This window comes from Streptomyces montanisoli (assembly GCF_017813245.1).
GTDB lineage: Bacteria > Actinomycetota > Actinomycetes > Streptomycetales > Streptomycetaceae > Streptomyces > Streptomyces montanisoli.
This window is the reverse complement of the sequence record NZ_JAGIQL010000011.1, coordinates 41,726-67,387: the sequence shown is the minus strand read 5'-3', so window position 1 is coordinate 67,387 and position 25,662 is coordinate 41,726. Positions and strand designations below refer to the sequence as shown.

Below are 25,662 nucleotides of genomic sequence, written 5' to 3'. Positions count from 1 at the left end.
CGCCGGATGGTCATCACCCGGAGGAGATTACACGGCCGGAGGCAGGAACGGGCTGGGCACCCCGTGCCACGTCACGCTCAACGCCTCACGAGCGCGTGTGCAGGCGACGAAGAGCAGGCAGCGCTCCCGCAGCAGGTCGGCGTCGTGCTGCAGTGGGTCCGCCTCGCGCGGAGTGATCTCCCGGGCGAACGGAAGCGTTCCCTCGCCCACGTCGAGGACGGACACCGCCCGGAACTCCAGCCCCTTCATCGCGTGCATGGTCGCCAGCCGCACACCCTCGGCGCCGTGCGTGACCTGGCCCTTGACCCGCAGCACCGGTACGCCCGCGGCCTTCAGCTTCTCCTCCGCCGCGTCCAGCGAGAGGTTGAAGCGCGCGCACACGCCGATCTCACGCGGCGCGAGGCCCTCTGCCAGCAGCGCTTGGACGTCGGCCACCAGCGCCTCGGTCTCTCCCTGCCGGGTCGGGTAGCCCTGCGCCCGAGGGCGCCGGCCGTGCAGCAGGGAGCGGTAACCGGCCAGCGAGTCCGATCCCTCGCCCTCCAGCGCCTCGACGGTGACGGGCGCGAGGAGCCGCGCCGACCAGGCCAGGACCTCCTCGGTGGACCGGTAGTTGACGCGCAGCCGGAAGCTGCGGCCCGCCGTGGCGATGCCCAGCGAGCCGAGCGAGACCCGGGAGTCGTAGATCCGCTGGTGGGGGTCACCGGTGACGAACAGGTCGTCGGGCCCCGGCTGCGCGGCCGCACGCAGCACACGCCACTGCGCGGGGTGCAGGTCCTGCGCCTCGTCCACCACGACATGCGCGTACGGGGCCGGCTCGCCGTCAAGTAGCCGCGCCGCGCGGGCGCAGACGCGCAGGTACGTGGTCTCACCGCGGTCGCGCAGCAGCTTCTCGAACCGTTCGACGCCCTCCCACACCTGCCTGCGGCGCGCGGGCCCGAGCCCGGTGCCGCGGCCGCGGCGCTGCGCCCCGAGGTAGGCGTCGAGATCGTGGATGTCCTGGCCCAGGACGACATGCCGGTACTCCTGGGCCATGAACCGGTCCGTGAACGGCAGATCGAGCTGCTTGACGACCTTCGCCCACAACTGCCGCTGGTCCCGGTCGCCGATCGGCTTGGGCACCCCGGCCGATGAGGCGCGTACGACGCCGTTCGCGTAGGCGTCGACCGTCGTCACGTCGACCCGTGCCAGCAGCTCCTCCTCATCGTCGAGGAGCAGGCCGAGCATGTCCCGCAGGCCCGCGGCGAGCGCGTTCGTGTACGTGGTGAGCAGGATGCGCCCGCTGCCCGAACCACCCAGCAGGTGCTTGACCCGGTGCAGCGCGGCCACCGTCTTGCCCGTGCCGGGGCCGCCGGTCACCTGGACCGGGCCGCTGTACGAGGTGCGGTAGGCCACGCGCCGCTGGGAGGGGTGGAGGAAGACCCGCCAGGCGTCGAACGGCTTCTCCAGCACCTCCTCCAGCTCGTGGCCACCGGTGATCAGCCGGATCCGGGCCGGGGTGTTGGCGATGACCGTGGCCAGGTCCTCGACCGGCTCGGCGGGCGCGTCGGCGGGCCGACGCACGGCGACGACGTCCCGGTACACCTCTTCCGGGCCGAAGCCCTCGGCGAGGTACTGCAGCACCTCGAGCTGGTCCTCGGGCAGGAGTGTGGAGAACGCCTCGAGCTGTGCCTTGTCGGCCAGCGAGCGCGCGGCGCGCAGCACCTGGTCGTCGATGCCGAGCTCGCGCAGTGTGCCGTCGGAGACGTCCGCGAACAGCAGGCGGTCGGCCGTGCGCGCGGCGCTCTCGTACAACGGCGTCAGCTCGTCGAGGGCGACGGCGTTGCGGACCTCCAGGGCCCGGGTCGCCGAGTTCGCGCTGTACAGGCGTTTCGCCGCCCAGGTGTAGGCGTCGTCGTGCGGCAGGACGTGGACCAGCAGGAACACGCCGCTGCCGTCGTCGGGGGCGAGCACGACACCACGCCAGAAGTCGGTGATGCGGATGGTGCGCATCCGCGGGTCGCGTGCCTTGTCGACGGATTCGAGGTGCAGGCCCTTGTCGGCGTTCAGTTCGGCGGCGCTCATCGCCTGGAACTTCGCCATGGCCTTGCGCACTCCGGCCCTGACCGGTTTCTCCAGGGCGTCGTAGCCGTCCCAGAAGCTCTGGGCGAAGGCGAGCCGGGGCATGGGCGCTTCCTCTCTGCGGGGCGGGCTGGGGCGGGGCCGGTGTCCGGCGTCCGCCCGGCGGTTCTCGGTGGTACGGGTCAGTCGGGTAACGGGGCGCCCCCGGCGAGCTGCTCGGCCAGCTCCCCGAGCGTGGCCAGCAGTTGCCGGGGTTCGCCGGCGAGGTCGAGGCTGTGCTGGTACAGCCGCGTCCGCCGTCCGTCAGGCCCCGCCGGTGTCCCCCGCACCTCGTGTACGCGCCGGGGCAGCCGCCCCGCCGCGTACACCAGATGGGCCTCACGCAGCCCGAGCACGGTGGCGTACGCGAGGGCCTGGTACAGGTCGGCGTTGGGCAGCCCGTCGGCCCTCTCGACCTTGTACTTGGCGTCGACGACGGCGAGCGGCGTGCGGCCGTCCCCGGTGCGGACGACGAGATCCGGGCGGATCCCGACGACGCCGGCCGTGTCGAGGTGGTGCGGGTCCTGGAGACGCGCCGTCAGCCCCCGCTCCCGCAGCGCCTCGCGCAGGGCGACCGTCACGAAGTCCTCGAACAGCTGGTTCATGTCCAGCAGGAAACCGTCCACGGCGAGCGGCTCGGAATCGGGCGGGCGGTGTTCGGGCGACGAGCCGCGCAGCACCGCCTCGGCGAGGCGGAGCGCGGGCTGGTAGCGGGCGTTGAGGCGCGACGGCTGCCAGCGCGGCAGCTCCTGCCCCCGCACGAGCGGCAGCGCGTCGGCGAGCCGCACACGCTGGTGGCCGAGGCGCCGCCGCACTGGCCCGGGAACGCCCGGTAGCCGCAGCAGCCGCTCCGCCGCCGCGCGCAGCAGGCGGTTCTCGGCGATGTCGGCGGTGTACGCGTCGTACGTGATCTCCACGGGGGGCGTGCGGCCGAAGTGCCGCCGTATCTGCTCGGCCTCGCGCAGCCGGCCGCGTAGAACCAGCGCGGACTCCTCCATCTCGCGGTAGCCCTGCAGGACGCCCTGACGCAGCGCCGCGTCGATCTGCCGTTCCACGGCGTGCGCGAGCGCCGGCACGACGTCGTCGTACGCACCGGTGTCGACGGTGCCCTCCCCGCGCTCGCGCCAGGCGCGCGCCGGGTCGAGGCTGAAGCCGAGGAGGAAGAACAGCCTCCGCACCGGGGTCTTGGGCGCGATCCGCACGACCGGGCCGCCTGGCACCCGTACGGCGCCGACGCGGCTCCCCGCCCGCAGTAGCCAGTGCCCGGCCGTGCCCGGGTCGGGGGCCGCGCTCTGCAGGATGCCGGAGGCGGCCAGCGCCAGCCCGGCCTCCGCACTCAGCGGCATGGACACGGCGGGCCCGTACTCGCGCAGGGCCACCTCGGGCGCGGCGGTCTCCGCCGCAGCCATCATCCCCGGCCCGGTCAAAGGTCCGACTGCCGCAGCGCGTCGAGGCCGTAGCGTCCGGCGATGTCGAGCCCCTCGCCGTAGTGGTGCTCCTCGAGCAGCGGCAGGATCTTCGTGCGCCAGGCCCGTTCAAGACCCCCGTCGCGGTACACGCCGGGCTTCATCAGGTACGAGGGACCGACGGCGAAGTCGGCGTCCTCCACGCGCGCGTTGAGTGCGTCGAGGAGCCGCGCCGGCTCCGCTTCCCGCCCCTCGCGCTCCAGCCAGCGCCCCAGCAGGCCCGCGGTCGGCTCGGCGCGCGGCGACAGCTCCAGGAAGGCGAAGCGGCGCCGCATCGCCGCGTCGACCAGGGCGATCGACCGGTCGGCGGTGTTCATCGTGCCGATGACGAACAGGTTGGGCGGCAGCGCGAAGTCGTCTCCCGAGTAGGTGAGGCGTACCGTCCGCTCGCGGTACTCCAGCAGGAAGTACAGCTCGCCGAAGACCTTGGCCAGGTTGGCGCGGTTGATCTCGTCGATGATCAGGAAGTGCGGCAGGTGCCGGTTGCCCTCGCGCGAGGCGAGATCGGCCAGCTCCCGCAGCGGGCCCGCGGTCAGCCGGAACGCCACCTCGCGCGTCTCGGGATCCTCGACCGGCCTGAATCCCTCGAAGAAGTCCTCGTAGGCGTACGACGGGTGGAACTGTACGATCTTGACCTGTTCGGGACCGCCGCCGAAGTACTCGGCGAGCCGCACCGCCATGTACGTCTTGCCGGTGCCCGGCGGCCCGTAGAAGATCACCTGCTTATCGTCGAGCAGGATCTCCCGCACCTCGTCCAGCCATCCCCGGTCGTGGACGAGGAGTTCGGTCGCGAACTCCTCGCTGATACCGGGCAGCGACAGGTCGCGCTGCGCCGGTCTCGGCTCGGCGCCCCCCTCGCCGGCCGGGCCGTCCACCACGGGCGGTGTCTCGTCCGCCTGCCCGCTGATGCCGTCAAGCGCCTCCAGGACGCTGGTCAGGTCGACGACGTCGTGCTGGACGGAGAGCTTCTGCTGCACTTCGCCCGGCAGTTCCTCGTACGCGTGGCTGTTGGGCGACCAGGCCACACTCCTGCGCAGGTTGGACAGCCCGCCGGGCGATGCGGTCTGCGCCGCGTCACCGGTGATGCGCCCCACGTACAGCCGGCCGTCCCCTATGGTCGCCACCGCGTCCCCGACGCGCATCTGCGTCAGGAAGGCGTGCAACTCATCGACGAGGCCACGCTTCTGGCTGTACGAGGCCGACCCCTCGTACCCGTCCTCGACGAAGCGGCGCAGCGCGCTCTTCGTCGGGTCGTTCTCCTCAAGCAGCGGCAGGTGCGCGGCGGACAGCGAGACGCACCCGTCCTCGAGCCACAACTGCCGCACCAGGTTGTGCCCCGAGACGTTGGACCCGCGCACCAGCCACGCCTTGCGCGGCGGACGCCACCCGGTGGACAGGTAGTCGGCGAGCGGATGGCCCTCCGCGGTGCGCCAGGACTCGGGCCCGGAGGCGTCGTACCCGTACACGAGCGCGGCGGCGGCCGAGGAGGAGTTGCACACGACGTCGCGGGCGGTCACCCAGCGCGGTGCGGCGAGGGGCTCACCGCAGGCGCCGGGCGCGTCGACGAGCCCCCCGCTCGCCCGCAACTCCTCGCGCACGCGGCGCCCGTGGTTGCCGAGTCCCGGCCAGGCCTCCGCGGCCACGAACGAGCCTTCCACCAGCACGAACTTGTGCGTGCCGTTGCCCCCGAACTCGGCGAGCAGATGCCCGCGCGCCTCGCCGCCGTCCTTCGGGAGCACGATGCGGAACTCGGGCGCGCCTGGCAGCCGGTCGAGGGGCGGCATGGACGACCTCCGGGCACGGGACAAGGCTTCACGGACACCGTGCAGTCTACGTGTTGACGCTGTCAATCGACACGCGTCAATGGCCAGGCGCTGTGCTGTCGGCGGTGATCGCCTGGGCGAGTTCGGCGATGGTGGGGTGGTCGAAGATGGTGGCGAGGGGCACCTCGATGCCGAGGTGGTCGCGGATGCGGGTGGCGATGCGGGCGGCCTGCAGGGACTGGCCGCCGAGGTCGAAGAAGTCGGCGGCGCGGGTGAGGTCGTCCCGGTCGAGCACCTCGCGCCAGATCTCCGCCAGCGCGGCCTCGGTGCCGTCCTCGAACACGGCGGCCTGCGTGTTCTGCCCCGGCCGGCCGTCGGTGGCGGTGAGCGCGGCGCGGTCGAGTTTGCCGTTCGCGGTCAGCGGCAGCGCGTCGAGGGCGGCGAAGCGGTCCGGGACGAGGTGCGCGGGCAGTTGTTCGCGGGTGCGGGCGCGCAGGGCGGCAAGGAACCCGGCGTACCCGGTGGCGGCCCCGGGTGCGGTGGCGGTCTCGGGGACGATGTGGGCGACGAGTTGGGCGGTGTCGCTGCGTTTGCCGTCCAGGGTGACGGCGGCGTCCCTGACGTGCGGGTCGCGGCGCAGGGTCTCCTCGATCTCGGCCGGGTCGATTCGGTAGCCGCGCTTCTTCAGCTGCCCGTCGGCGCGGCCGAGGAAGTCGATGGTGCCGTCGGGCCGGCGCAGCGCCAGGTCGCCGGTGGCGTAGAGGCGGCCGCCGCGCGCCCAGGGGTCGGGTACGAAGCGTTCCGCGGTGAGTGCGCTGTCGCCGAGGTAGCCGCGGGCCAGGCCAAGACCGCCTGCGTACAGGTGCCCCGGGGTGTCGTGGGGCACGGGCCTCAGGTCGTCGTCCAGGATCTCCACCCAGGTGCCGGGCACGGGGCGGCCGACGGGGATGCGAGTGTGCCGGGTGTCCTCGAGGGTGACGGTGTGGCAGGCGGTGAAGGTGGTGGCCTCGGTGGGGCCGTAGCCGTTGACGAGCCGGCTCCCGGGTGCGGCCTCGAGAAAGCGGCGGGCCTGGGTGGGTGACATGGTGTCGCCGCCGCTGAGCAGTTGCCGTATGCCGGTGAGGTCGTCGAGGTGTTCGTCGACCATCACGTTGAACAGTCCCGCCGTGAGCCAGCTCACGGTGACTTCTTCGCGACGCAGCAGGGCGGCCGTGTCACCGACGGAGAGGGGGCCGGGCGGGCCGATGACCAGGCGTGCCCCGTTGGCCAGGGCGCCCCAGATCTCGAAGGTGGCGGCGTCGAAGGACGGGGACGACAGATGGGACAGGACCTGGGTGGAGTCCAGGTTGACGTAGCCGGGGTTGTCGACGAGGCGGACGATGCCGCAGTGGCGGACGGCGACGCCCTTGGGGGTGCCGGTGGACCCGGAGGTGAACATGATGTAGGCGAGGTCGTCCGGGTGGGTGGCGGCGTCCGCCGCCGGCGGTGCGGTGCCGTGTTCCGGGTCCGGCGGTTCGTCGATCCGGATGCGGGTGGTGCCGTCGTCGGGGAGCCGGCCGGTGAGGGCGGTACGGGTGACGAGGGTGTGGATGCCGGCGGTCTCCACCATGGTGTGCAGCCGGGCCGGCGGGTACTCGGGGTCGAGTGGCACGTAGCAGCCGCCCGCCTTGAGTACGGCGATGAGAGCGGTGACGAAGTCGGCGGAGCGTTCCAGGAAAACGCCGACTGGGCTGCCGCGGTGCACGCCCGCGGTGCGCAGCCGGGCGGCGAGACGGTCCGCGCCGGCGTTCAGGCGGCCATAGCTGAGGTGGGTTCCGTCGCTGGTCAGCGCGGTTCTGTCGGGAGTGGCGAGCGCGTGTGCGGTGAACATCTCGTGCACGGAGAGGTCGACGCAGAGCGCCTGATCCGCGGGGCGGTCGGCGGGCGGGTCGGTGGGGCGGTGGCTGCGCCCGCCCTGGGCGGTGTGAAGGTCGATGCGCATGTCAGTGGTTGTGCTCTCCGTGGGGTGCCGGGCGGGTGGGTTCTGAGAACAGGTCGGCGAGCAGGAGGTCGGGGCCGGGGCCGGGGCCGTGGAGGCAGGTGGCGGCGGTGTCGGTGACGGTGCCGGCGTGCGGAGTGCCGGGGCCGTTGGCGGTGGCATGGGCGAGTTCGGGCCACAGGGCGGCGAGGCGGTGGCGGGCAGAGGTGCAGGCAAGGTCGGCGAGGGGGAGGCCCTGGGGGTCACCGTCGGCGGCCATGGCGGCGGCGCGGGCGAGGACGAGTGACATGGCGAGGAGTTCGTTGCCGATCCGGCCGAGGGTGGCGGTGAGGCGCTGCTGGGCGAAGAGGTCACTCATGGTGTGCCGGCCAGTCAACTCATGGCAGGTTGCGGCGAGTCGGCGGGCCTGATCTTGGACAGCACTCAGATGCTCTTGGCATGCGGTGCTCAGCTCGGGGGCTTCGGTCGCGGACTGCCGGGCGTCGGCCTCGGTGTGCCCGGCGGGGGCGGGAGTGGGGTTCTCGTACCAGCAGGTGTGCAGCGCGGTCTCGGCGGACCAGCGGTCGACCATGAAGTCGACGCCGCCTGCGACGCGCAGGGCCCGCGCGTCGCGGAAGTAGCGTTCCACGGGCAGCGGGCGGGCGCCGCGGCGGGCCTTGCTGGCGGCGGTCTCGTAGCCCTCCGCACCGAGCAGGGACACGGTGCGGTCGATGGCGCGCCAGCAGGCGGTGGACGTGAGGTTCTTGGCCGCGGTGAGTTCGGGCCGGCTGTCGCCGGTGCGGTGGGCCTTGAGGGCCCAGGTCATGACGGTGTCAATGGTGAAGACGTCCGCGGCGGTCTCGGCGACCTGCCGCTGGATCTCCTCGTAGGTGCCGAGGCCGCGGCCGTCGATGATGCGGCGGCTGGTGAAGTCGCGGGACCAGCGCAGGCAGAGCCTTGCGGTGGCCAGGGCGGGCGGTGCGATGACCAGGATGCGGCCGAGGGCGGCGAGTTGACCGAGGTCGGTGGGGCGGAACAGGTCCTCTTCGGCTTCGGCGTCGGGTGCCGGGCGGGCGTGGGCGGTGTCGCGTTCCCCGGGACGCATCCGCCAGCCGTCCTCGCCCTGAGGCATGAGGTGGTGGGCGGGGACGCGCACCCGGTCGAGGCGCAGGTTGCCGATCGTGGCGCCGTGCAGGCCCATGAACTCGTGCTGCCCTGCGACCTCGAAGCCGTCCATGGAGCTGTCGACGAAGAAGAGGCGGACCTCTTCGCTGCCGTCGGGGTGCCGGAGTGTGGCGGAGACGTCCATGAGTTCGGCCTGGGTGCCGTTGCCGATGAAGACCTTCTCGCCGGTGATCTCGTAGCCGGTGCCGTCCTCGGTGGGGACCGCGGTGGTGGCGCGGTGTTCGTTGGCGGTGCCGATGGGTTCCGCGTCGGCGCCGGCTGAGACGATGCCGCCGCGGGTCCGCTCGGTGATCATGTCCTTGAGGGGCCCTTCGGACAGCAGCGGCAGATAGGTACCGGAGCCGAAGCCGTTGGTGATGGCGAGGCTGAAGGCGATGGGTATGGACCAGCCGGCCGCGGCCTGGATGACGCGGAACGCATTGTGCGGACTGAGGCCGAGGCCGCCGAGGTCGGCTCCGGCCATCAGGCCGAGGAAGCCGCCCTTGCGGAGGGCCTCGGTGAGGGTGTCGGGCAGCCGGCCGGTGCGTTCGATCTCCTCGGGGTCGGTGTGTTCGCGCAGCAGTGCCTCGAGTTCCGCGATGGTCTCGTCGCCGCGGGCGTGTTCCGCGGCAGTGGGTTCAGGGAAGGACCGGAGCCGCCGCCATGGGACGCACCCCTGGTACAGCTCGTGCAGTGGGCTTGGGAAGGGCGCGGCGGAGGGCTGCGAAGAACTCATCGGGGCGCTCCCGGAAGTAGAAGTGGTCGCCGGGGAAGAGGCGGAAGTCGAAGGGGCCCGTGGTGTAGTCCCGCCAGGCCCTCAGGTCGCTGGTGCGCTCGTCGTCGTCGCTGCCGCCGAAGACGGTGATGGGGCAGGTCAGCGGGGGACGGGGGCGGTGCCGGTAGCCGCTGACGATGTCGAGGTCGCCGCGGAGCGCGACGAGGAGCATTTCGCGCAGTTCGGGATCCTCGTGGATGTCGGCGCTGACGGGGCCGTGGGTGCGTTCGATGGCCTCGACGAGTTCCGCGCCGTCCAGGCCGTGGAGTGACGCGTTGCGCCGCAGGGCGTGCGGGGCGGCGGTGGCGGACAGAACGAGGGCCTGCGGGCCCGGCCGGCCGCGTTCCCGCAGCGCCTGGGCCGCCTCGTAGGCGACGAGGGCGCCGAGGCTGTGGCCGAAGAAGACGCAGGGTTCGCCGAAGTCGACGTGGGTGAGGAGCGCGTCGACGAGTTCCGCCATGTCCGTGTGAGGGGCTTCGGAGATGCGGCTGCCGCGGCCGGGTGCCTGGATGCCCCAGATCTCGGTGTCGGGGAGGCAGGAGGCCCAGCGCATGTACTCGCCGGGCGAGCCGCCGCTGTGCGGGAAGCAGTACATGCGCAGGGCGGCGGGAGCATGGCGGGGTCTGGTCAGGGCCCAGCGGGGGCGTACGGATGTCACGGGGTCACCTCTTCGGTGTGCTCGGCGGTGTCTGGGCGTGGGGCTGCGTGGTTTGCGGGGGAGTGCCGGCCGTCGCGTCGGCGAGCACTTCGGCGAGGCGGGCCACGGTGGGGGCACGGAACACCATGCGCACGGAGAGTTCGGCACCGAGTTCGACGCCGGCCAGCTTGCAGTACTGGGCCGCGACCAGCGAGTCCCCGCCGTAGTCGAAGAAGTTGTCGTGCCGGCCGACCTGGTCGACGCCGAGTACCTGGCCGAAGGCGGCGGCGAGAGCCTCCTCCACGCGGCCGATGGCCGGCTCGTACTTCTCGCCGAGGTCGGGTCGGGCGAACTCGACTGCCGTGGCAGGTTGCCGCGGTGCTGTGGTGCCCTCGTCCGCGGGGGCCAGAGAGGCCGGGGCGGGCGCGGCCAGCCGGAACCGCTGTCGTTCGAAGGGGTAGGTCGGCAGCGGGGTACGGCGCCGCTGCTCTCCGGAGTGGACCTGCTCCCAGTCGATGTCGGCGCCCTCGAGCCAGACTCGCCCGAGGGCGTGCATCATGGAAGTGCCGCTGCCGGTGGCGTCGATGGCGTGCGGCAAGCTCCACGCGGTGGGTCGTGTGGGCCCGCACGCGGGGTGGCGGCGGGCCAGCGTGGTGAGGGTGCGCCCGGGGCCGACCTCGAGCAGCAGGTGGTCGCCGGAAGCGAAGAGGGTGCGCAGCGCCTCGTCGAAGCGGACGGTGTGCCGAAGGTGCCCCGACCAGTAGGAGGGGTCGCAGGCCTGCTCCCTGGTGACGAGGCTGCCGGTGCGGTCGGAGATCCACCGGGTGGTGGGCGGGCGCAGGGTGACCCCGGCGACGCTCCTCTCGAAGTCCGCCATGGCCGGTTCGACGAGTACGGAGTGGGCCGCGGCGTTGATGTGCAAGGGCCTGGACTCGACGCCTTCGCCGGTGAGACGGGCGTGGAGGGCGGCGATGTCGGCGGCGGTTCCGGTGACGACGCACTGCTGGGGCCCGTTGATCGCGGCGATGGACACGGGGGGCGGCAGCATCGGTGCGAGGGTGTCCGCGGGTAGCGGTACGGCGAGCATGCTGCCGTCGGGGAGTTCGTCGAGGATGCGGCTGCGGGTGAGGACGAGCCGGAGGGCGTCGGGAAGGTCGAGGACGCCGGCGGCGGTGGCGGCCGCATAGGCGCCGAGGCTGTGGCCGAGCACGATGTCCGGGTGGACGCCCCAGGAGCCCCACAGTTCAGTCAGGGCGGCCTGTACGGCGAACACCGCGACCTGGCTGACGCGCATCGTGGCGAGCTGTGCGGCGGCCGCCTCGCGTGCGGTGTCCGGGGCGTACAGCACCCGGCGCAGGTCGGTGCCGAGGAGGGGCGCGGCGAGTTCGGCGCATTCGTCCAGGGTTTCGCGGAAGACCGGCTCGTGCTCGTGGAGTTCGCGGGCCATGCCGAGGTGCTGGCCGCCCTGCCCCGGGAAGAGGAACGCGACGGGGCGGGGCTGGTCGGGTCCGGTGCCGGTGCGGAAACCCTCCTGGTCGCCCGAGGTGAGGTCCCGGGCGGCGCCGGCTCGGTCCAGGGCGACGGTGAACCCGCGGTGGGCGAGGGCGGCCCTGCCGGTCTGCAGGGTCCAGGCCGCATCGTCCAGGGGAGCCGCGCCCGGGTCCCGGAGTGCGTCGGCGAGGCGCCCGGCGGCCGCCTTCAGGGCGCTGGGGGTGCGGGCGGACAGCGGCAGGATCTGGTAGGGGCGTCCGGGCCGGTGCGGCGGGGCGGGCGGGGCCTCGGCCAGCACGACGTGGGCGTTGGTGCCGCCGATGCCCAGGGAGTTGACGGCGGCCAGGCGCGGCGCCGCACCCCGCGGCCAGGGCTCGTTGGCGGAGCTGATGCGGAATGGGGTCGCCGGCAAGTCCAGGTCGGGGTTGGGTGTGGTGAAGTGGGCTGTACCGGGGATGAGTTGCTCACGCAGGGCGAGGGCGGCCTTGATGAGTCCGATGACGCCCGACGCGGCGTCGGTGTGGCCGATATTGCTCTTCACGGACCCCAGTACGCAGCTGCCCGGGGCGCCGGGCCGGTCGCCGTAGGCCTTGGTCAGGGCGCGGACCTCGATGGGGTCGCCGACGGGAGTGCCGGTGCCGTGGGCTTCGAGGTAGCCGATGTCGGCGGGGGTGGTGCCGGCGACGAGATGGGCGGCGGTGACGGCGGTGCTCTGCCCGTCGACGCTGGGTGCGGTGAAGCCGGCCTTCGCGGCACCGTCGTTGGTGACGGCCGAGCCGCGGAGCACGGCGTGCACATGGTCCCCGCCGCGCAGGGCGTCCTCGAGGCGTTTGAGGACGACGACCCCGGCGCCGTCGCTGGAGACGGTGCCGGTGGCGGCGGCGTCGAAGGCACGGCAGTACCCGTCGTCGGCGAGCAGCCCGTCGCCGAGGTCTTCTGCCACCGGGTGCGGTACGCGCAGGGTGACGCCGCCGGCCAGCGCGAGGTCGCACTCGCCGGCGAGGAGCGACTGGAGTGCGGTGTGCACGGCGACCAGGGAGGTGGAGCAGGCGGTCTGCACGGTGACGGCGGGTCCTGTGAGGCCGAGTTTGTAGGCGACGCGGCTGGTGAGGAAGTCGGCGCCGCTTGCGAGACGGAGCTGCCATTCGTTGACGCCGGGGAAGGAGGCTCTGTTGGCGAGGAGAGTGGCGAAGTGGCCGGTGTCGCCGCTGCCGCCGAACACGCCGACGGGGCCGGGGAACCGGGCCGGGTCGCAGCCCGCGTGCTCCAGCGCCTCCCAGGCGCACTCCATGAACACCCGGTGCTGCGGGTCGAGGAGGAGTGCCTCGCGGGGCGCGTAGCCGAAGAAGGCCGCGTCGAAGAGGTCCCCGCCGTCGACGGCGCCGTAGGCGGAGGCGGCACGGCCCCCGATGCCGGGGGCGGCCGCGGTGCGGGTGATGGTGTCCTCGCCGCGGACCAGGCCGTCCCAGAAGGCGTCCACGTCCCCGGCTCCGGGGAAGCGGCCGGCCATGCCGACGACGGCGACGAAGGTGCTGATGTCCTCGTCCGTTTCGGCCGTACCCGGGGCGTCGCGTATGTGCGGGTCGCCGCTGTCGGACGTGTGGTGTGTGCTCATACGACGTTCCCCGTTTCCGCGGCACCCGCCTGAGCGGGTACCGCCTCGTCCTCGTCCCCCAGGTCTTCGGTGAGGGTGCGGATCTTCGACAGGAGCGGTGGCAGCACGGACAGGGCGCACACCCCGGCCGCCGCCCACAGCACCGGGCGCATTCCGAACGGTGCTACCAGGGCGCCGCCGACGGCGGCGCCGAGCGGTACGGAGCCCCAGGAGATGAAGCGCAGGGTGGCGTTCATGCGGCCCAGCAGCCGTTCCGGTGTCATGACCTGGCAGATCGTGATCTGGAGGACGTTGAAGACGACGACCCCGAGGTAGACCACGAACAGGCCGCCGGCGAAGCCGATGGTACCTGAGGCCAGGGGCACCATGGCGGCGCCGATGCTGAACACCACGATGCTCGCCACGACGGTGGGCCCGGAGCCGAAGCGTTTGGCGGCGATCCCGCTGAGCGCGGCCCCTACGAGACCGCCCGCGCTGCCCACCGCGAGCGCGATGCCGATGGCGCCGGACTCCATGTGGAGGGTGCGGGAGGCGAACGGAACCTGGAGGGCGAGCACCGCGGCGAACGCCAGGTCGGCTGCGAACGCGCACAGCGCCAGCGGCCGTACCAGGGGGTGGGAGAAGACGAAGCGGACGCCTTCGGCGATCTCGCCGCGCAGGGTCATCCTCTCGATGGGCTCCGGTGGCGCGTCGTGGCCGCGCACCCGCAGCAGGAAGACGACGGACAGGATGTAGGTGACGACGTCGACGGCGATGGCGACTGGCGCGGTGAATATCTGCACGAGGAAGCCGCCGGCGCTCGGCCCGGCGAGCTGCGCCACCGAGCGGGAGCCCTCCAGCTTGGCGTTGCCGTCGGCGAGGTCCTCCTGCTTGACGAGGGCCGGCAGGTACGAAAGCTGGGCGACCTCGAAGAAGATGGTGCCGAGGCCGATGAGGAACGCCACCACGAACAGCAGCGGCATGCTCAGCATGTCGAGCCAGTGGGCCAGCGGGATGGTGGCCATGGCGAGGGCGCGCACCACGTCGGACACGATCAGTACGGGTTTGCGCGGGAGGCGTTCCACCCAGGCGCCGGCGGGCAGGCCGAGCAGCAGCGCGGGCAGGAACTCGACCGCGGACAGCATGCTGACCTCGGACGGGGAGGCGTCCAGCAGCAGGAGCGCCATCAGGGGGAACGCCAGCACACTGACCTGGGTGCCGATGAGGCTCACCGAGTGGGACAGCCACAGGTTGCGGAAGTCGGCGACCCGCCACAGGGTCTTCGCCATCTCAGTGACCTGCCGCTTCACGAAGCGTGCGGGGACGCAGATCGGTCCACACGCGGGTGATGTGGGCGAGGCACTCGTCCTTGCCGCCGGTGACGTCCTGGGCGTGCCAGCCCGATGGGAGGGTGCGGTCGGCGGGCCAGATCGAGTACTGCTCTTCGTCGTTGCGGACCACGACGTACTGTCGCTCCGCGGAGTCCCGGGACACGTGGAGACCTTTCTGCCGGCGACTCGGGCGGCGAGTCGGGTAGGTGGGGGCGTGGGCGTGCCCCGTGCGGGGCACTCGGGCCCGAGCGGGCGGGCCCGCGCGGGGTTGCGGGTGCGGGCCGGACACGGCAGCCCCGTACGCGGCGGGTCAGGTGCGGCCGCGGCGGCGCTGTCCGAGGCGGCTGCGGCCGGCGGCGAGCCGGTCGGCGGCCGCCGACCGGTCGGCGGAGGGGGCGGTGTCCTGCCCGGCGGTGCCGAGGTGGCCGGCGAGGGCCGAGATGGTGGGGTGCTCGTACAGGCTGACCAGGGGAAGCCGTCGGCCGAGCCGGTCGCTGAGGCGGCCGTGGACGGTGGCCAGGGTGAAGGAGGTGCCGCCGAGGTCGAAGAAGTTGTCGTGGATGCCGACGCGTTCCAGATCCAGTACGTCCTGCCAGGTGCCCGCGAGGAACCGCTCCAGGTCGGTACCGGGCACCGCGGCAGGACCGGCGGTCGTGGCCGGCGCGGCGGGAGCGGGGTCCGGTAGGGCTTTGCGGTCGACCTTGCCGCTGGTGGACAGCGGCAGGGACGGCAGATGGGTGAGTACACCGGGCACCAGGTGCACCGGCAGCCGGCCGGCGAGATGGGCGCGCAGGTCCTCGGGCACGGCACCGGAGCGGGTGACGACATAGCCGGCGAGGCGGGGTGTGCCGTCGCTGCCGGGCCTGGCCGTGACGGCGGCCTGTACCACGTCGGGATGGGTGCACAGGGCGGCCTCGACACCGCCGGGTTCAATGCGGTAGCCGCGCACCTTGAGCTGTTCGTCGATCCGGCCGACGACCTCCAGGGTGCCGTCCGGGTGCCGCCTGGCCAGGTCGCCGGTGCGGTGCATGCGGGCGCCGGGGCCGGGGGCGAAGGGGTCGGGCAGGAAGCGGTCGGCGGTGGTGGCGGGTGCGCCGAGGTAGCCGCGGGCCAGTCCCGCACCGCCGATGAACAGTTCGCCGGTGGCGCCGGGCGGCAGTTGCTGGAGGTCGCCGTCGAGGACATAGGCGCGCACCCCGTCGATAGGGGTGCCCACGGGCACCGGGCGCCCCAGGGGGACGTCGCCGGTGGTGTGGGTGAGTGAGGTGATCGTGGTCTCGGTGAGTCCGTAGGCGTTGATCACGGGGATGCCGGTGTACTGGGACCAGGTGGCGAGGGCGGCCGGGTCGACGGGTTCACTGCCGACGACGAGGAGGCGCAGGGTGATCGGGGCGGTGGCGGTGCCGCCGGCGATGGCGGCGGTCCAGCGCTGCCAGTAGCTGGCGGGCAGATTGGCCACGGTGGCGCTGGCCGCGTCGAGCAGGCCCGTCAGCTCCGCGGCGGGCGGCGGGGGTTCGGGGCTCGGCAGGACACAGCCGCCTGCGGCGAGGGTCGGCAGGATTTCCTCGGCGGCCACGTCGAAGGCGGCGGCGGCGAACTGCAGTACCCGGTCATCGGCGGTGAGTGCGAAGCGGTCGCGTACGGCGATGGCGTGGTTGGCGAGAGCGCTGTGCGGTACGGCGACGCCCTTGGGCACGCCGGTGGATCCGGAGGTGAAGATGGCATAGGCCAGGTCGCCGGGGGCCTGCCCGTCCGTACCGATCACCTGGTCCGTACCGTCCGCCCGGTCTGCACCGTCCGCCTGGTCCGGCGCGTCGGGCTCGTCCATGAGCAAGGGGCGTACCGGCAGGTCGCGGAGGCGGGCGGCGTTCTCGGTGTCGGTCAGTACGTGCCGTACCGCGGCGAGTTCGGTGACCCGGGCGAGGTGGCCCGCGGGGTGGGTGACGTCGAGCGGGGTGTAGGCGGCGCCTGACTTGAGCACGCCGAGCAGTGCGGTCACCAGGTGGGCGCCGCGCGGCAGCAGGATGCCGATGACCGTGCCGGGGCCCGCGCCTTCGGCACGCAGGCGGCGGGCGAGGTCATCGGCGCGCCGGTCGAGTTCCGCATACGTCACCTCGACGCCCGCCGCGTCTCGTTCTCCTCCGGGCCCGGGGGCACGGGTGACGCTGACGGCGGGAGCGGTGGGGCGGATGCGGGCTTGCTCCGCGACCTGTTCGTGCACCGGCGGGAGCGGTGCGGTGCGCGGGGCCGGCTCCGGATTCCACTCGGTGGCCGCCGCGCGGGCCTCGGCCTCGGTGAGCAGCGGAAGGCGGTGCAGGGGCAGTTCCGGGTCGCGGGTGACGGCGGTGAGCAGTGCCTGGAAGCGTTCACAGAAGGCGGCGACGGTGGCGGCCTCGAACAGGTCGGTGTCGTAGGTGAGACAGCAGTCGTAGTCGCCGCTGCCGTCGGCGGACTTCACGATCATCAGGTCGAAATCGAACTTGGCGGTGTCCGTGAACAGTTGCAGCAGTTCGCTGTCCACGCCGGCCAGCCGTGGCCGGGCCAGCGGCTCCGATTCGAAGGTGAGCATCGCCTGGACCAGCGGCGGCACCGCCGGGTCGCGGGCCACCCGCAGGCGGTCCACCAGGGTCTCGAAAGGGATGCCGGCGTGCCCCGCGGCCTGGAGGGTCGCGGTGCGCACCCGGCGCACCAGGTGCGTGAAGGCGGGGTCGCCCGAGAGGTCGACGCGCAGCGGCACCGTGTTCACGAACGGCCCGATGAGCGGCTCGTACTCGGTCTCGGAGCGGCCCGCGACGGGAGTGCCGACGAGCAGGTCACGGGCGCCGGTGAGGCGGCTGAGGAGGGCCGCGTAGGCGGCGGTCATCACCAGGAACGGGGTGGCGCGTTCGCGCCGGGCGAGGGCGGTGCACTCCGCGACGAGGGCGCCGGTCAGCCGCGCGCAGTGGGTGGCGCCGCGGCCGCTGCGGACGGCGGGCCTGGGGTGGTCGGTGGGCAGAGCGAGGGTGCTGGGTGCGCCCGCGAGGTGCTCAAGCCACCAGGCAATGCCCCTCTCGTCGGCCGCCCACTCCCGCTGCTTCACCGCGTAGTCGGCGAACTGCGCCGCGAGCCGCGGTACTCGAAGGCCGGCGTCGCCACCCTCACCGGCACCGGTGCCGTCGCGGCCCGTGCCGATGGCCTGCCGGTAGAACACGTCGAGTTCGTCGAAGAGGAGGTGCAGCGACGGCCCGTCGCACACGATGTGGTGCAGGAACAGGCCGAACACCTGCTCCTCTGCTCCGGTGCGCACCAGCGAGGCCCGCAGCAGCGGACCGGCCGCCAGGTCGAACGGTTCCTCGGCACGGCGCCGGATCTCCGCGGCGCAGGCGGCGTCGCGCTCACCGACCGGAACACCGGTCAGGTCGACGTACTCCACGGGAACGTGTGCTTCCGCTCGCACCCGCTGGTACGGCTCGTCACCGTGCAAGGGGAAGACGGTGCGCAGGATCTCGTGGCGTTCGGCCAGCCTGGTCAGCGCCGAGGCGAGGGCGTCCGCGTCGAGCGGCCCGCGCAGCCGCATCGCCAGTGGCACGTTGTACTGCGACGATCCGGGATGCATACGGTCCAGCAGCCACAGGGCGCGCTGCGCGGAGGACAGCGGCGTATGCGGTAAGGCCGAGGTCCGGGGGGTCGAAGCGGGAGTGGGCTCGACGGGCTCGAAGGGCGCTGTGCTCGGGGCTCCGGAAGGGGTGATCCGGTTCCCGGCACGCGCCGTCGAAGGATCGACTGGGCGGGTGGGCATGGCCGATATCCAAGTTCCCGGGGTGCCCCGGCGGCGAAGGATTTAGTCTGGGCTGAATGTTGGTGCTGCGATTCGACGCTGACGACCTCGCCTCGGTCCGGTTCGCCTGCTCCCCGCTGCAGGAGACCGTGATGAGCCTGTGGATCTGGCAGAACCCGGCCAAGTACGCCATCCACCAGCCGCTTGTGCGCACCTCGGGGCAGCATCTGAGCCGCCTGGAGTGGCAACTGCTCCAGGCTCTCGTCGGCACCGGCGGCTTCCTGCCCGACTTCCTCACCCCGCACCCCGCGCAGCCGAGGCCCGACATCCGCGACGAGTTGGCCGCCGTGCGCGCCACCGACACCGGAACAGTGGCCCGCGACCTCGCCAACGCCGCCAACGGCCGTGCCCTGCACCCGCGTCTGGCGTCCGTCGCCGACGACCCCCGCGGGCTGCTGGAGGAGATCACCGATGCCCTGGAGGCGTACTGGCGGCTCGTTCTCGAACCGCACTGGCCCCGCCTGTGCGCCATCCTGGAGGCCGATGTGCTCTACCGGGCCAGACGGCTGACCGACGCCGGCGTGCAAGGGCTGTTCAACGACATCGACCGCGGGCTGAGTTGGAGCAACGGCGCGCTCAACGTGGACGAGCCCGGTGTCGACACCGACGAGGACGTGCGCGGCCGCGGCCTCACCTTCACCCCGTCACTGTTCTGCAACCGCGCGGTCACCCTCATCGACTACTCGCAGCCCCCGCGCCTGTGGTACCCGGCGCGCGGCCGCGGTACCGCCTGGGGCACCGCCTCCGTGCCCGCCGGGTCCGCCCTCGCCGACCTGGTGGGCCGCAGCCGCGCCCAAATCCTGGAGTGTGTCGCCGAGCCGATGCACACCACGGAACTGGCCCGCAGACTCGGCCTCAGCCAGGGTGCCGTCAGCCAGCACCTGGGTGTCCTGCACCGGGCGGGCCTGGTGGACCGGGCCCGCCACGGGCACACCATGCTGTACTCGCGCAGCCCCCTCGGGGACCGCCTGATGAGGTGAGCGTCATGCGCCGGGCGGCGCCGGGCGCATGACGGCGGTACGCCGGCTTGCCGCCGGGCGGCTTGCCGGTTGCCGAAGTCGTCGGATACGAATGGGCCGTGATCCGAGGCCAGCAGATCGGGCTCAGGGCCCGACACGAGGAGGACGTAGCCGTCCTCCACTCCGAACTCTACGACGATGTCAGGACCCAGGCCGTGGCCGACTCCGCGCCCTGGCGACCGATACCCGTCGGCTCGAAGAACTCCCCGTACGCGACGCAGGACGACAGCAGCGACATCGCCTACTTCTCCGTCGAACTGCTCGCCACCGCCGAGCTCGCCGGCGAGGCCCTCCTGTGGGGCATCGACACCTACAACCGCCGTGCCCACCTGGGCATTTCGCTTCGCCCCGGGTTCCGCGGCCGCGGCCTCGGCCTCGACGTGGTGCGCGTGCTGTGCGAGTACGGCTTCGCGGTACGCGGCCTGCACCGGCTGCAGATCGAGACGGCCGGCGACAACCAGTCCATGATCAAGGCGGCCCTGCGTGCGGGTTTCACCCACGAGGGCACCCTGCGCCGCTCCGCCTGGGGCTACGGCACGCACACCGACGAGGCCGTGCTCGGGCTCCTGCACGAGGAGTGGGCGGGTCGCGGCTGACGGGAGAGACCGCCGACGTGCCGCCGACGTGCATGCCGCTTCCCTCCCCGCCCTTCAGGCGCGAGGCGGGCCGGTGAGGAAGGCGCGGACGGTCTTGCCGCTGGGCGGGTAGGGGACGGTGTCCCAGGAGTCGGCGAGCGCGGCGACGAGCAGCAGGCCGCGCCCGCCGGGGCACAGCGCGTCGGGATCGGGGCTCGCGCCGGGCGGTTGCGGACTGCGGTCGCCGCGCGCGTCGGTGACGTCGATGCGCAGGCGTCCATGCGACGGGTCGAAGACGAGCCCGAGCCGGAAGTCGCGGCCGTTCGCCCGGCCGTGCAGCACGGCGTTCGCGGCGAGTTCCCCGACGACGAGTTCGGCATGCTCCGTGAGGTCCGGGGCGGCGCCCCACGCGTGCAGCTCGGTCACGGTCAGCAGCCGGGCGAGCCGGGCACCGCGCCGCGTCGACGACAGCAGCTGGGAGAACGTACGGGCAGGGACGGGAGCGAGGGGCGCGACCTGTTTCATGCGGCCAGCGTGGCCGCCGGAGGCGGGGGAGGCGAGCGGTTCGCCCCGTACGCTGCGTCAGCGTACGGGCACGGAGGGTGGACGGTACGGGTCGTTTCCGTCACGCTGAGTCCCGAGCGCGGGGACGGCGACGACCGGTCGCGGTCGCTGGGCGCGAACCGGGAGAGGGGCGGACGGGGATGGGCAACGGCGAAGGGGCCGAGGCGGGGACCGAGGCGGGCGCGGGAAGCGTCGGCGGGGTGGCGGCGGTGGCGGCGGTTCCAGCATCGGAATGTGAGCGGGAGCCGCACCCGTCGGACAGTCTGCGCACGTTCGGCGCGGTCGTCCAGGCCCTGCGCGAGCATGCGGGGCTGAGCCGCGTCGATCTCGGCGCACGGGTCCAGTACTCCAAGCACACGGTCGAGTCCGTGGAGTTGGGTCGCCGGATGCCGGACGAGGCGTTCGTGGAGCGTGCGGAGGAGGCCCTCGGCAACACGGGCGCGCTGCGCAAGGCCGCCCGTCACCTCAGCCGGGGCGAGGCCGGCTTCGCGGCCTGGTTCCGGCGGTGGGCGCGGCTGGAGCGTGAGGCGGTGGGCCTGTGCACGTACGAGTGCCGGCTCGTGCCGGGGCTCTTGCAGTCGGAAGCCTACGCGCGGGCGGTGTTCGAGGGCACGATCCCGCTGCGGACGGATGAGGAACTGGAAACGCAGCTCGCGGCGCGGATGGAACGTCAGGCGATGATGCGTGAGCGGCCGAGGGTGCCGTTCAGCTTCATCGTCGAAGAGCACGTGTTCCGGCGCAGGTTCGGAGACGCGGAGGCGATGCGCGATCTCTTCGACCACGTCCTGGAACGCAGCGCGCCGCGCAACGTCACGTTGCAGGTGGTGCCGCTGGAGGCGGGGCTGCACGCCTGCCTGGACGGCCCGGTGCAGGTACTGGAGACGGCGGAGGGACGGCGGCTCGGATACTCCGAGGGCCAGGAGAACGGTCGGCTGATCTCCGATGCGAAAGAGGTGAGTGTCCTCTGTCAGCGCTATGACACACTGCGTTCGCAGGCCCTGAACCCAAAGGAATCCCGGGCCTTGCTGGAGCGAATGCGAGGAGAGGCATGAGCAGTGGTACGGGAGAGCTCGCCTGGTTCAAGTCCAGCTACAGCGGAAGCCAGGGTGACAGCTGCGTGGAGGTCGCGCTCGGCGAACAGGCCGTCCACGTACGCGACTCCAAGGACGTGACGCGTCCGGCCTTCGCCGTGGACGGAGGGACCTGGGAGCAGTTCGTGCGGTTCGCGTCCGCCGTCTGAACCAACCGGGTCGGGCCCGAGAGCGGAAGGCCGCTCTCGGGCCCGACCCGTACGTATGGGTGACGATATGTGAACACCGTGATACCGTCTGTTGCGACAAACTCAATAGATGACCCCGCAGCGCGCCAACGCTACGGGGCCGGGCACAAGGAGCGACCACTCCCCATGCACATTCATCGTAGCCGCCCTACGCGCGGCTTCACTGTCCTACCCAATACGGTTCTGCAGGACCGGCGGTTGTCGTACACCGCCCGTGGCCTGCTCGCCGACCTCTTGTCGAGGCCGGACGGCTGGCGCGAGGACGGCCGCAAGATGGCCGACACCAGCCCCCAGGGGCGTCTCGCCGTGGCGAAGGCGCTGCGTGAACTCACCGCGTTCGGCTACTACCTCGTAGAACGCGTACGCAAGGCGGACGGCACATTCACCAGCCAGGTCCATGTCTTCGACGTGCCCCGGGCCGAGGGGGCGGCGGCGCCGGGTGCCGTAGACCCGGGTCCCGGTCCACTGGCCACCGACGACGCGGGCGTTCACCCCGTAAATGACCCGGAGAAACAACCCACCCTCCCCCGCCAGCGCGCACGGGCGACCGGGCGGGAGGCAAGCCCCCCAACACCCACACCCACACCCGCACCCGACACGGCCATGGGCAAGGCCGCAGCCCTCCTCCATCGCGTAACGGCACCGGAACCACGCCTGCGCCTCGGCGCGGCCGAGGCTGTAGCACTCGCCCCGCTGGTGACCCCCTGGTTGGAACGCGGCCACGGCTCACGCGCCCTCGCCCACGCCCTCCTGAACGGCCTGCCGGACCGCATCCACAGCGCGTCGGGCTTCCTGCGCGACCGCCTGACGCGCAAACTGCCACCAGCCGCAGAACCGCCCGCCGTCACGCCTACCGCGCCGCGCTGGCACGAGTGCACAGAGTGCGGCCGCCCAACGGCGCACGAAGGCACCTGCCGCCGCTGCGACAACCTGAACACCCCGCCACCCGAAGCCCCGTCCGAGCATGCCGCCGCTGCCACCCGGGGCCGCGCCCTGGTCCGCGCCTTCCTTGAAGGCGGCGTCCCCGAATTCGGCTGCTGAGTCCGCGCGTTGCCGTCAGGAACGGAGGGTGCGCAGGCCGGTGCGGATCTCACTGACGAGGATCTCGTGCTGCTCCAAGGCCGCGAAGTGCCCGCCCTTGTCGGCCTCGCCGTAGTGGACCAGATTGCTGTAAGTGTCCTCGATCCAGCTTCGTGGCGGGAGTGGGATGTCCTTCGGGAAGACGGTCACCGCGACCGGAAGTGCGAGCTTCGGGCCGGCGAGCGTGGCCGATTTGTTCTCCCAGTAGATGCGGCCGGACGACGCCGCGCTGTTGGTGAACCAGTAGAGGGAGATGGCGTCGAGCATGTCGTCCATGCTGAGCGCGTCCTCGGCGAGCCCGTGGTTCTCTGTCTTGGACTGGAACTTCTCGTAGATCCAGGCTGCCTGGCCAGCGGGGGAGTCCGCCAGGGCGAATCCGACGGTCTCCGGCTTCGTTCCCTGGAGGTGACTCGACCCACCGAGATCGCCGGTGTAGAGGGCGACGGTCTCCATGGCGTGGCGCTCTTCCGGCGACAAGGCGTCGGCGTCGGGAATCTGTGCGGGAAAGGCGTACTGGGTGTTCAGGTGAATGCCGAGAAGCCCTTCGGGCTGCATGGCCCCCAGAGCGGTGGTGACGACGCCACCCCAATCGCCTCCTTGCGCGGCCCACTTCGTGTAGCCGAGGCGCCTCATCAGCTCCACCCACGCGTCGGCGATCCGGGATACGATCCACCCGGTCTCCGTGGGCTTCTGGGAGAACCCGAACCCGGGGAGCGACGGGATGACGACGTCGAACGAATCGGCGGCGTCTCCGCCGTACGAGACCGGATCGGTCAGCGGATCGATCAGCTTCAGAAAGTCCACGATCGAGCCCGGCCATCCGTGCGTGAGGATCAGCGGCATCGCGTCGGGATTCTCGGACCTGACGTGGATGAAGTGGATGTCAAGACCATCGATCTCGGTCAGGAACTGTGGGAAGCGATTGAGCTCGGCCTCGAAGCGCCGCCAGTCGTAGCCGCGCTCCCAGTACTCGACCAGGGCTCTGGCGTTCTCCACGCGCACCCCTTGTGACCAGTCGCCCACCGTCTCCGGATCCGGCCAACGAGTTCTGGCCAGTCGCTTCCGCAGGTCGTCGATCTCCGCATCCGGGATGGACACGGTGAACGGGCGGATGAGGGCCGAGGTCGGCGTCGTCGCTGCGGTCATGGCCATCTCCTCTGAGCTTTGAGGCGCGGCGCAACCCTTCGTTGCACACTGCTGTGCAACCTACTGCGTTGCACACCTCGACGTGCTGGGAGAGAACCCCGACGCCGGAATGGGTGATGTCGCCTCCGCCGCCGGCGTCGTCCGACGCACGGTCTACGGCCACTTCCCCTCGCGGCTCGACCTGGTTCGGACGCTCACGGAACGGGCCGTCGCCGAAATGACCGCCGTGCTCACCGAAGTCAACGCCTCCGACGCGGAAGCGGACATGGCGTGGGCCGAGTTCGTCGCCCGCGTCTGGCCGGTGGCGCACCGGTACCGCGTGCTGCTGGCGCTGCGCCGTGGCGAGTACGGCGAGGCGATCCACGGCCTGCTCGGGCCGGTCGACGAGCTCCTCGCCGACCTCGTGCAGCGGGGGCAGGACAATGACGTGTTCGCGCAGCACCTGCTGGCGGGCATCCTGAGCCAGGTTGCCTACGGCGTCCTGTTCGCCATCGCGGACAGCGCCCGCTCGAACGGAACCTTCGGTGCCCGGGCGGCCACGATCACGACCCTGCTGATGCTGGGAGTTCCTGAGGCGCGCGCGATCGCCCTCGCGGGCGACCAGCCCTGACCCTTACTCGGCCTTCTTCGGCGCGTCTTCCTGGTCGCCGCGCACGCGACGCGCCCGCTCGGCGATCCCGCTGGACAGCTTGTCCTTCACCGAACTGGCCCGGCCAAGGGTCTCGTTGCCGAGGCTCCTGGCGGCGCCAACGCCCTTCGCTCCGGTCTCAAGCGCCCTGACCCTTGCTTCGGAGGCCGCGTCCGCCCATCGCCGGGCTTCCGACGACTGGCGACCGGATTCGATCCCGAGCCGCTCGTGAAAGTCGTGGATGCCGGTCGAGACCAGGTTGCTCGACTTGACGACCGCCGGGGATTTGGTCGGGTGCAGCAGCACCTTCGCGTTGGCTGCACCGGTAGCTGCGTCCACTCTGGCGAGCAGACGCTCGGTGCTCCGCGAGATGTGTTCCAACCGGTCCTGGCGGGCCGCCCGCAGTCCGAGTCTGTGCCCGTTCAGCTCCTCGGGGGATGCGTCCAGCACCCGATCGAGTTCGAGTACGGCGATGCCGTCCTGCAACTGGAAGCAGCGAGCCAGCACGGCAAGCCACTCCCGCACCACGGACTCGGCTTCCCTGGCCGTCGTGACGAGATCGCCGACTTTGGTCGTGTGTTCCAACTTTTCAGCGATTGCGTCGAGTTGGCGCAGCGCGTAGGCCTGCGTCTCGGCGATCGCGGTCGGCAGGGCCTGCACCTTCGACCACGTCACCTCGTCGACCCGGCCTGTCTCCTTGCGGACGGTCAAGGCCTCATCGATGACGAAACCGACCGCAATCATGCGGGCCAACGCCGCGTCCTTCTGGGCGCGCAGTACGTCGTCGAGCTTCGCGTCTATCACGGCGAGATAGTCGGTGATCTCGTCCATGGTCTGTTGCATCGCAAGCTGCGCCATGATCCCTGCGGCACCGGCAAGGGCCGCAGGATTGGTCAGTAGCGAGCGGGGAGACTTCGCAAACTCAACAAACCCTCTGATCTGGCCCTTCTTCCCCTTCGCCACGCCTGTGCTGAAGCCGGTCTTCGAGCTCTCCCGCAGACCGTACTTCTTGACGAGCTTCGCCGATTTCGGAGTCAGCTTCACCCAACGGCCGGAGTTGGCGGCAATCTCGGAACCCGCCTGTTCGAGTGCAGCCCCGGTGCCGAAGAGAGACTTGAGTCTTCGTAGTCCCAGGTCCTTCGATGGCAGGCCCTCGGAGGCGAGGAAGCTTTCGACGGTCGTCGGGTCCCCGAGGACTGCCAATCCGGCACCGTCGCTGATGAACTGAATTTCGTCGTCCATGACCCGCTCCTTCAAGTGATTTGCGTGCTTGGGAGAT

The 25,662-nt window shown here is 71.8% G+C and carries 19 protein-coding genes; 6 read left to right on the top strand and 13 right to left on the bottom strand.

What is annotated here, in order from left to right; translation table 11 throughout:
* Window positions 1-27: 27 nt before the first annotated feature.
* The 10 genes from JFN87_RS05065 to JFN87_RS05020 form a co-directional block, all read right to left on the bottom strand.
* Window positions 28-2,163 (bottom strand): UvrD-helicase domain-containing protein, encoded by a 2,136-nt coding sequence (locus tag JFN87_RS05065; protein WP_209338656.1) that lies wholly within the window; start codon window positions 2,161-2,163, stop codon window positions 28-30.
* 77 nt (window positions 2,164-2,240) lie between these two features.
* Window positions 2,241-3,509 carry an McrC family protein gene (locus tag JFN87_RS05060; protein WP_245178764.1) on the bottom strand — a complete coding sequence of 423 codons (1,269 nt, stop codon included), beginning with the start codon at window positions 3,507-3,509 and terminating at the stop codon, window positions 2,241-2,243.
* An 11-nt stretch (window positions 3,510-3,520) separates the two neighbouring features.
* Window positions 3,521-5,347, bottom strand: a complete 1,827-nt coding sequence (locus JFN87_RS05055; protein ID WP_209338655.1) for a DUF4357 domain-containing protein — start codon at window positions 5,345-5,347, stop codon at window positions 3,521-3,523.
* 76 nt (window positions 5,348-5,423) lie between these two features.
* Window positions 5,424-7,307 (bottom strand): non-ribosomal peptide synthetase, encoded by a 1,884-nt coding sequence (locus tag JFN87_RS05050; protein ID WP_209338654.1) that lies wholly within the window; start codon window positions 7,305-7,307, stop codon window positions 5,424-5,426.
* 1 nt (window position 7,308) lies between these two features.
* Window positions 7,309-9,183 (bottom strand): acyl-CoA dehydrogenase family protein, encoded by a 1,875-nt coding sequence (locus JFN87_RS05045; RefSeq protein WP_209338653.1) that lies wholly within the window; start codon window positions 9,181-9,183, stop codon window positions 7,309-7,311.
* Window positions 9,086-9,880: a thioesterase II family protein gene (locus JFN87_RS05040; protein ID WP_209338652.1), complete on the bottom strand. Its 795-nt coding sequence runs from the start codon at window positions 9,878-9,880 to the stop codon at window positions 9,086-9,088. The genes JFN87_RS05045 and JFN87_RS05040 overlap by 98 nt, the downstream gene beginning before the upstream one ends.
* Before the next feature lie 4 nt (window positions 9,881-9,884).
* Window positions 9,885-12,965 carry a type I polyketide synthase gene (locus JFN87_RS05035; protein WP_209338651.1) on the bottom strand — a complete coding sequence of 1,027 codons (3,081 nt, stop codon included), beginning with the start codon at window positions 12,963-12,965 and terminating at the stop codon, window positions 9,885-9,887.
* Entirely contained in the window at window positions 12,962-14,233 is a 1,272-nt protein-coding gene (locus tag JFN87_RS05030; protein WP_209338650.1) for an MFS transporter, read from the bottom strand. Before JFN87_RS05030 ends, JFN87_RS05035 begins: the two co-directional genes overlap by 4 nt.
* A gap of 1 nt (window position 14,234) precedes the next feature.
* Window positions 14,235-14,438: an MbtH family protein gene (locus JFN87_RS05025; protein ID WP_209338649.1), complete on the bottom strand. Its 204-nt coding sequence runs from the start codon at window positions 14,436-14,438 to the stop codon at window positions 14,235-14,237.
* Window positions 14,439-14,585: 147 nt separating this feature from the next.
* On the bottom strand, window positions 14,586-18,053 hold the full coding sequence (locus JFN87_RS05020; protein WP_209338648.1) for a non-ribosomal peptide synthetase: 3,468 nt from the start codon (window positions 18,051-18,053) through the stop codon (window positions 14,586-14,588).
* A gap of 56 nt (window positions 18,054-18,109) precedes the next feature.
* Between JFN87_RS05020 and JFN87_RS34050 the strand changes: the two genes are divergently transcribed.
* A complete protein-coding gene (locus JFN87_RS34050; protein WP_209338647.1) occupies window positions 18,110-19,072 on the top strand; it encodes an ArsR/SmtB family transcription factor in 963 nt (320 codons plus the stop codon).
* Between the two features lie 98 nt (window positions 19,073-19,170).
* A complete protein-coding gene (locus JFN87_RS05010; RefSeq protein WP_209338646.1) occupies window positions 19,171-19,707 on the top strand; it encodes a GNAT family N-acetyltransferase in 537 nt (178 codons plus the stop codon).
* Between the two features lie 54 nt (window positions 19,708-19,761).
* Here the strand turns inward: JFN87_RS05010 and JFN87_RS05005 are convergent, their stop codons facing one another.
* Window positions 19,762-20,211 (bottom strand): ATP-binding protein, encoded by a 450-nt coding sequence (locus tag JFN87_RS05005; RefSeq protein WP_209338645.1) that lies wholly within the window; start codon window positions 20,209-20,211, stop codon window positions 19,762-19,764.
* 179 nt (window positions 20,212-20,390) lie between these two features.
* On the opposite strand from JFN87_RS05005, the gene JFN87_RS05000 reads away from it, so the two are divergent.
* The 3 genes from JFN87_RS05000 (at window position 20,391) to JFN87_RS04990 (ending at window position 22,570) form a co-directional block, all read left to right on the top strand.
* Window positions 20,391-21,302, top strand: coding sequence for a helix-turn-helix domain-containing protein (locus JFN87_RS05000; RefSeq protein ID WP_245178761.1), 912 nt, complete (start codon window positions 20,391-20,393; stop codon window positions 21,300-21,302).
* A complete protein-coding gene (locus tag JFN87_RS04995; RefSeq protein ID WP_209338644.1) occupies window positions 21,299-21,490 on the top strand; it encodes a DUF397 domain-containing protein in 192 nt (63 codons plus the stop codon). Before JFN87_RS05000 ends, JFN87_RS04995 begins: the two co-directional genes overlap by 4 nt.
* 237 nt (window positions 21,491-21,727) lie before the next feature.
* Entirely contained in the window at window positions 21,728-22,570 is an 843-nt protein-coding gene (locus JFN87_RS04990; protein ID WP_245178760.1) for a hypothetical protein, read from the top strand.
* Window positions 22,571-22,585: 15 nt separating this feature from the next.
* On the opposite strand, the gene JFN87_RS04985 is transcribed toward JFN87_RS04990, so the two are convergent.
* Window positions 22,586-23,755 (bottom strand): epoxide hydrolase family protein, encoded by a 1,170-nt coding sequence (locus JFN87_RS04985; RefSeq protein WP_209338642.1) that lies wholly within the window; start codon window positions 23,753-23,755, stop codon window positions 22,586-22,588.
* A gap of 82 nt (window positions 23,756-23,837) precedes the next feature.
* Here JFN87_RS04985 and JFN87_RS04980 point away from each other — a divergent pair, with 82 nt between their 5' ends.
* Window positions 23,838-24,365 carry a TetR/AcrR family transcriptional regulator gene (locus JFN87_RS04980; RefSeq protein ID WP_245178759.1) on the top strand — a complete coding sequence of 176 codons (528 nt, stop codon included), beginning with the start codon at window positions 23,838-23,840 and terminating at the stop codon, window positions 24,363-24,365.
* 3 nt (window positions 24,366-24,368) lie between these two features.
* On the opposite strand, the gene JFN87_RS04975 is transcribed toward JFN87_RS04980, so the two are convergent.
* Window positions 24,369-25,625 (bottom strand): hypothetical protein, encoded by a 1,257-nt coding sequence (locus tag JFN87_RS04975; protein ID WP_209338641.1) that lies wholly within the window; start codon window positions 25,623-25,625, stop codon window positions 24,369-24,371.
* Window positions 25,626-25,662 lie beyond the last annotated feature (37 nt).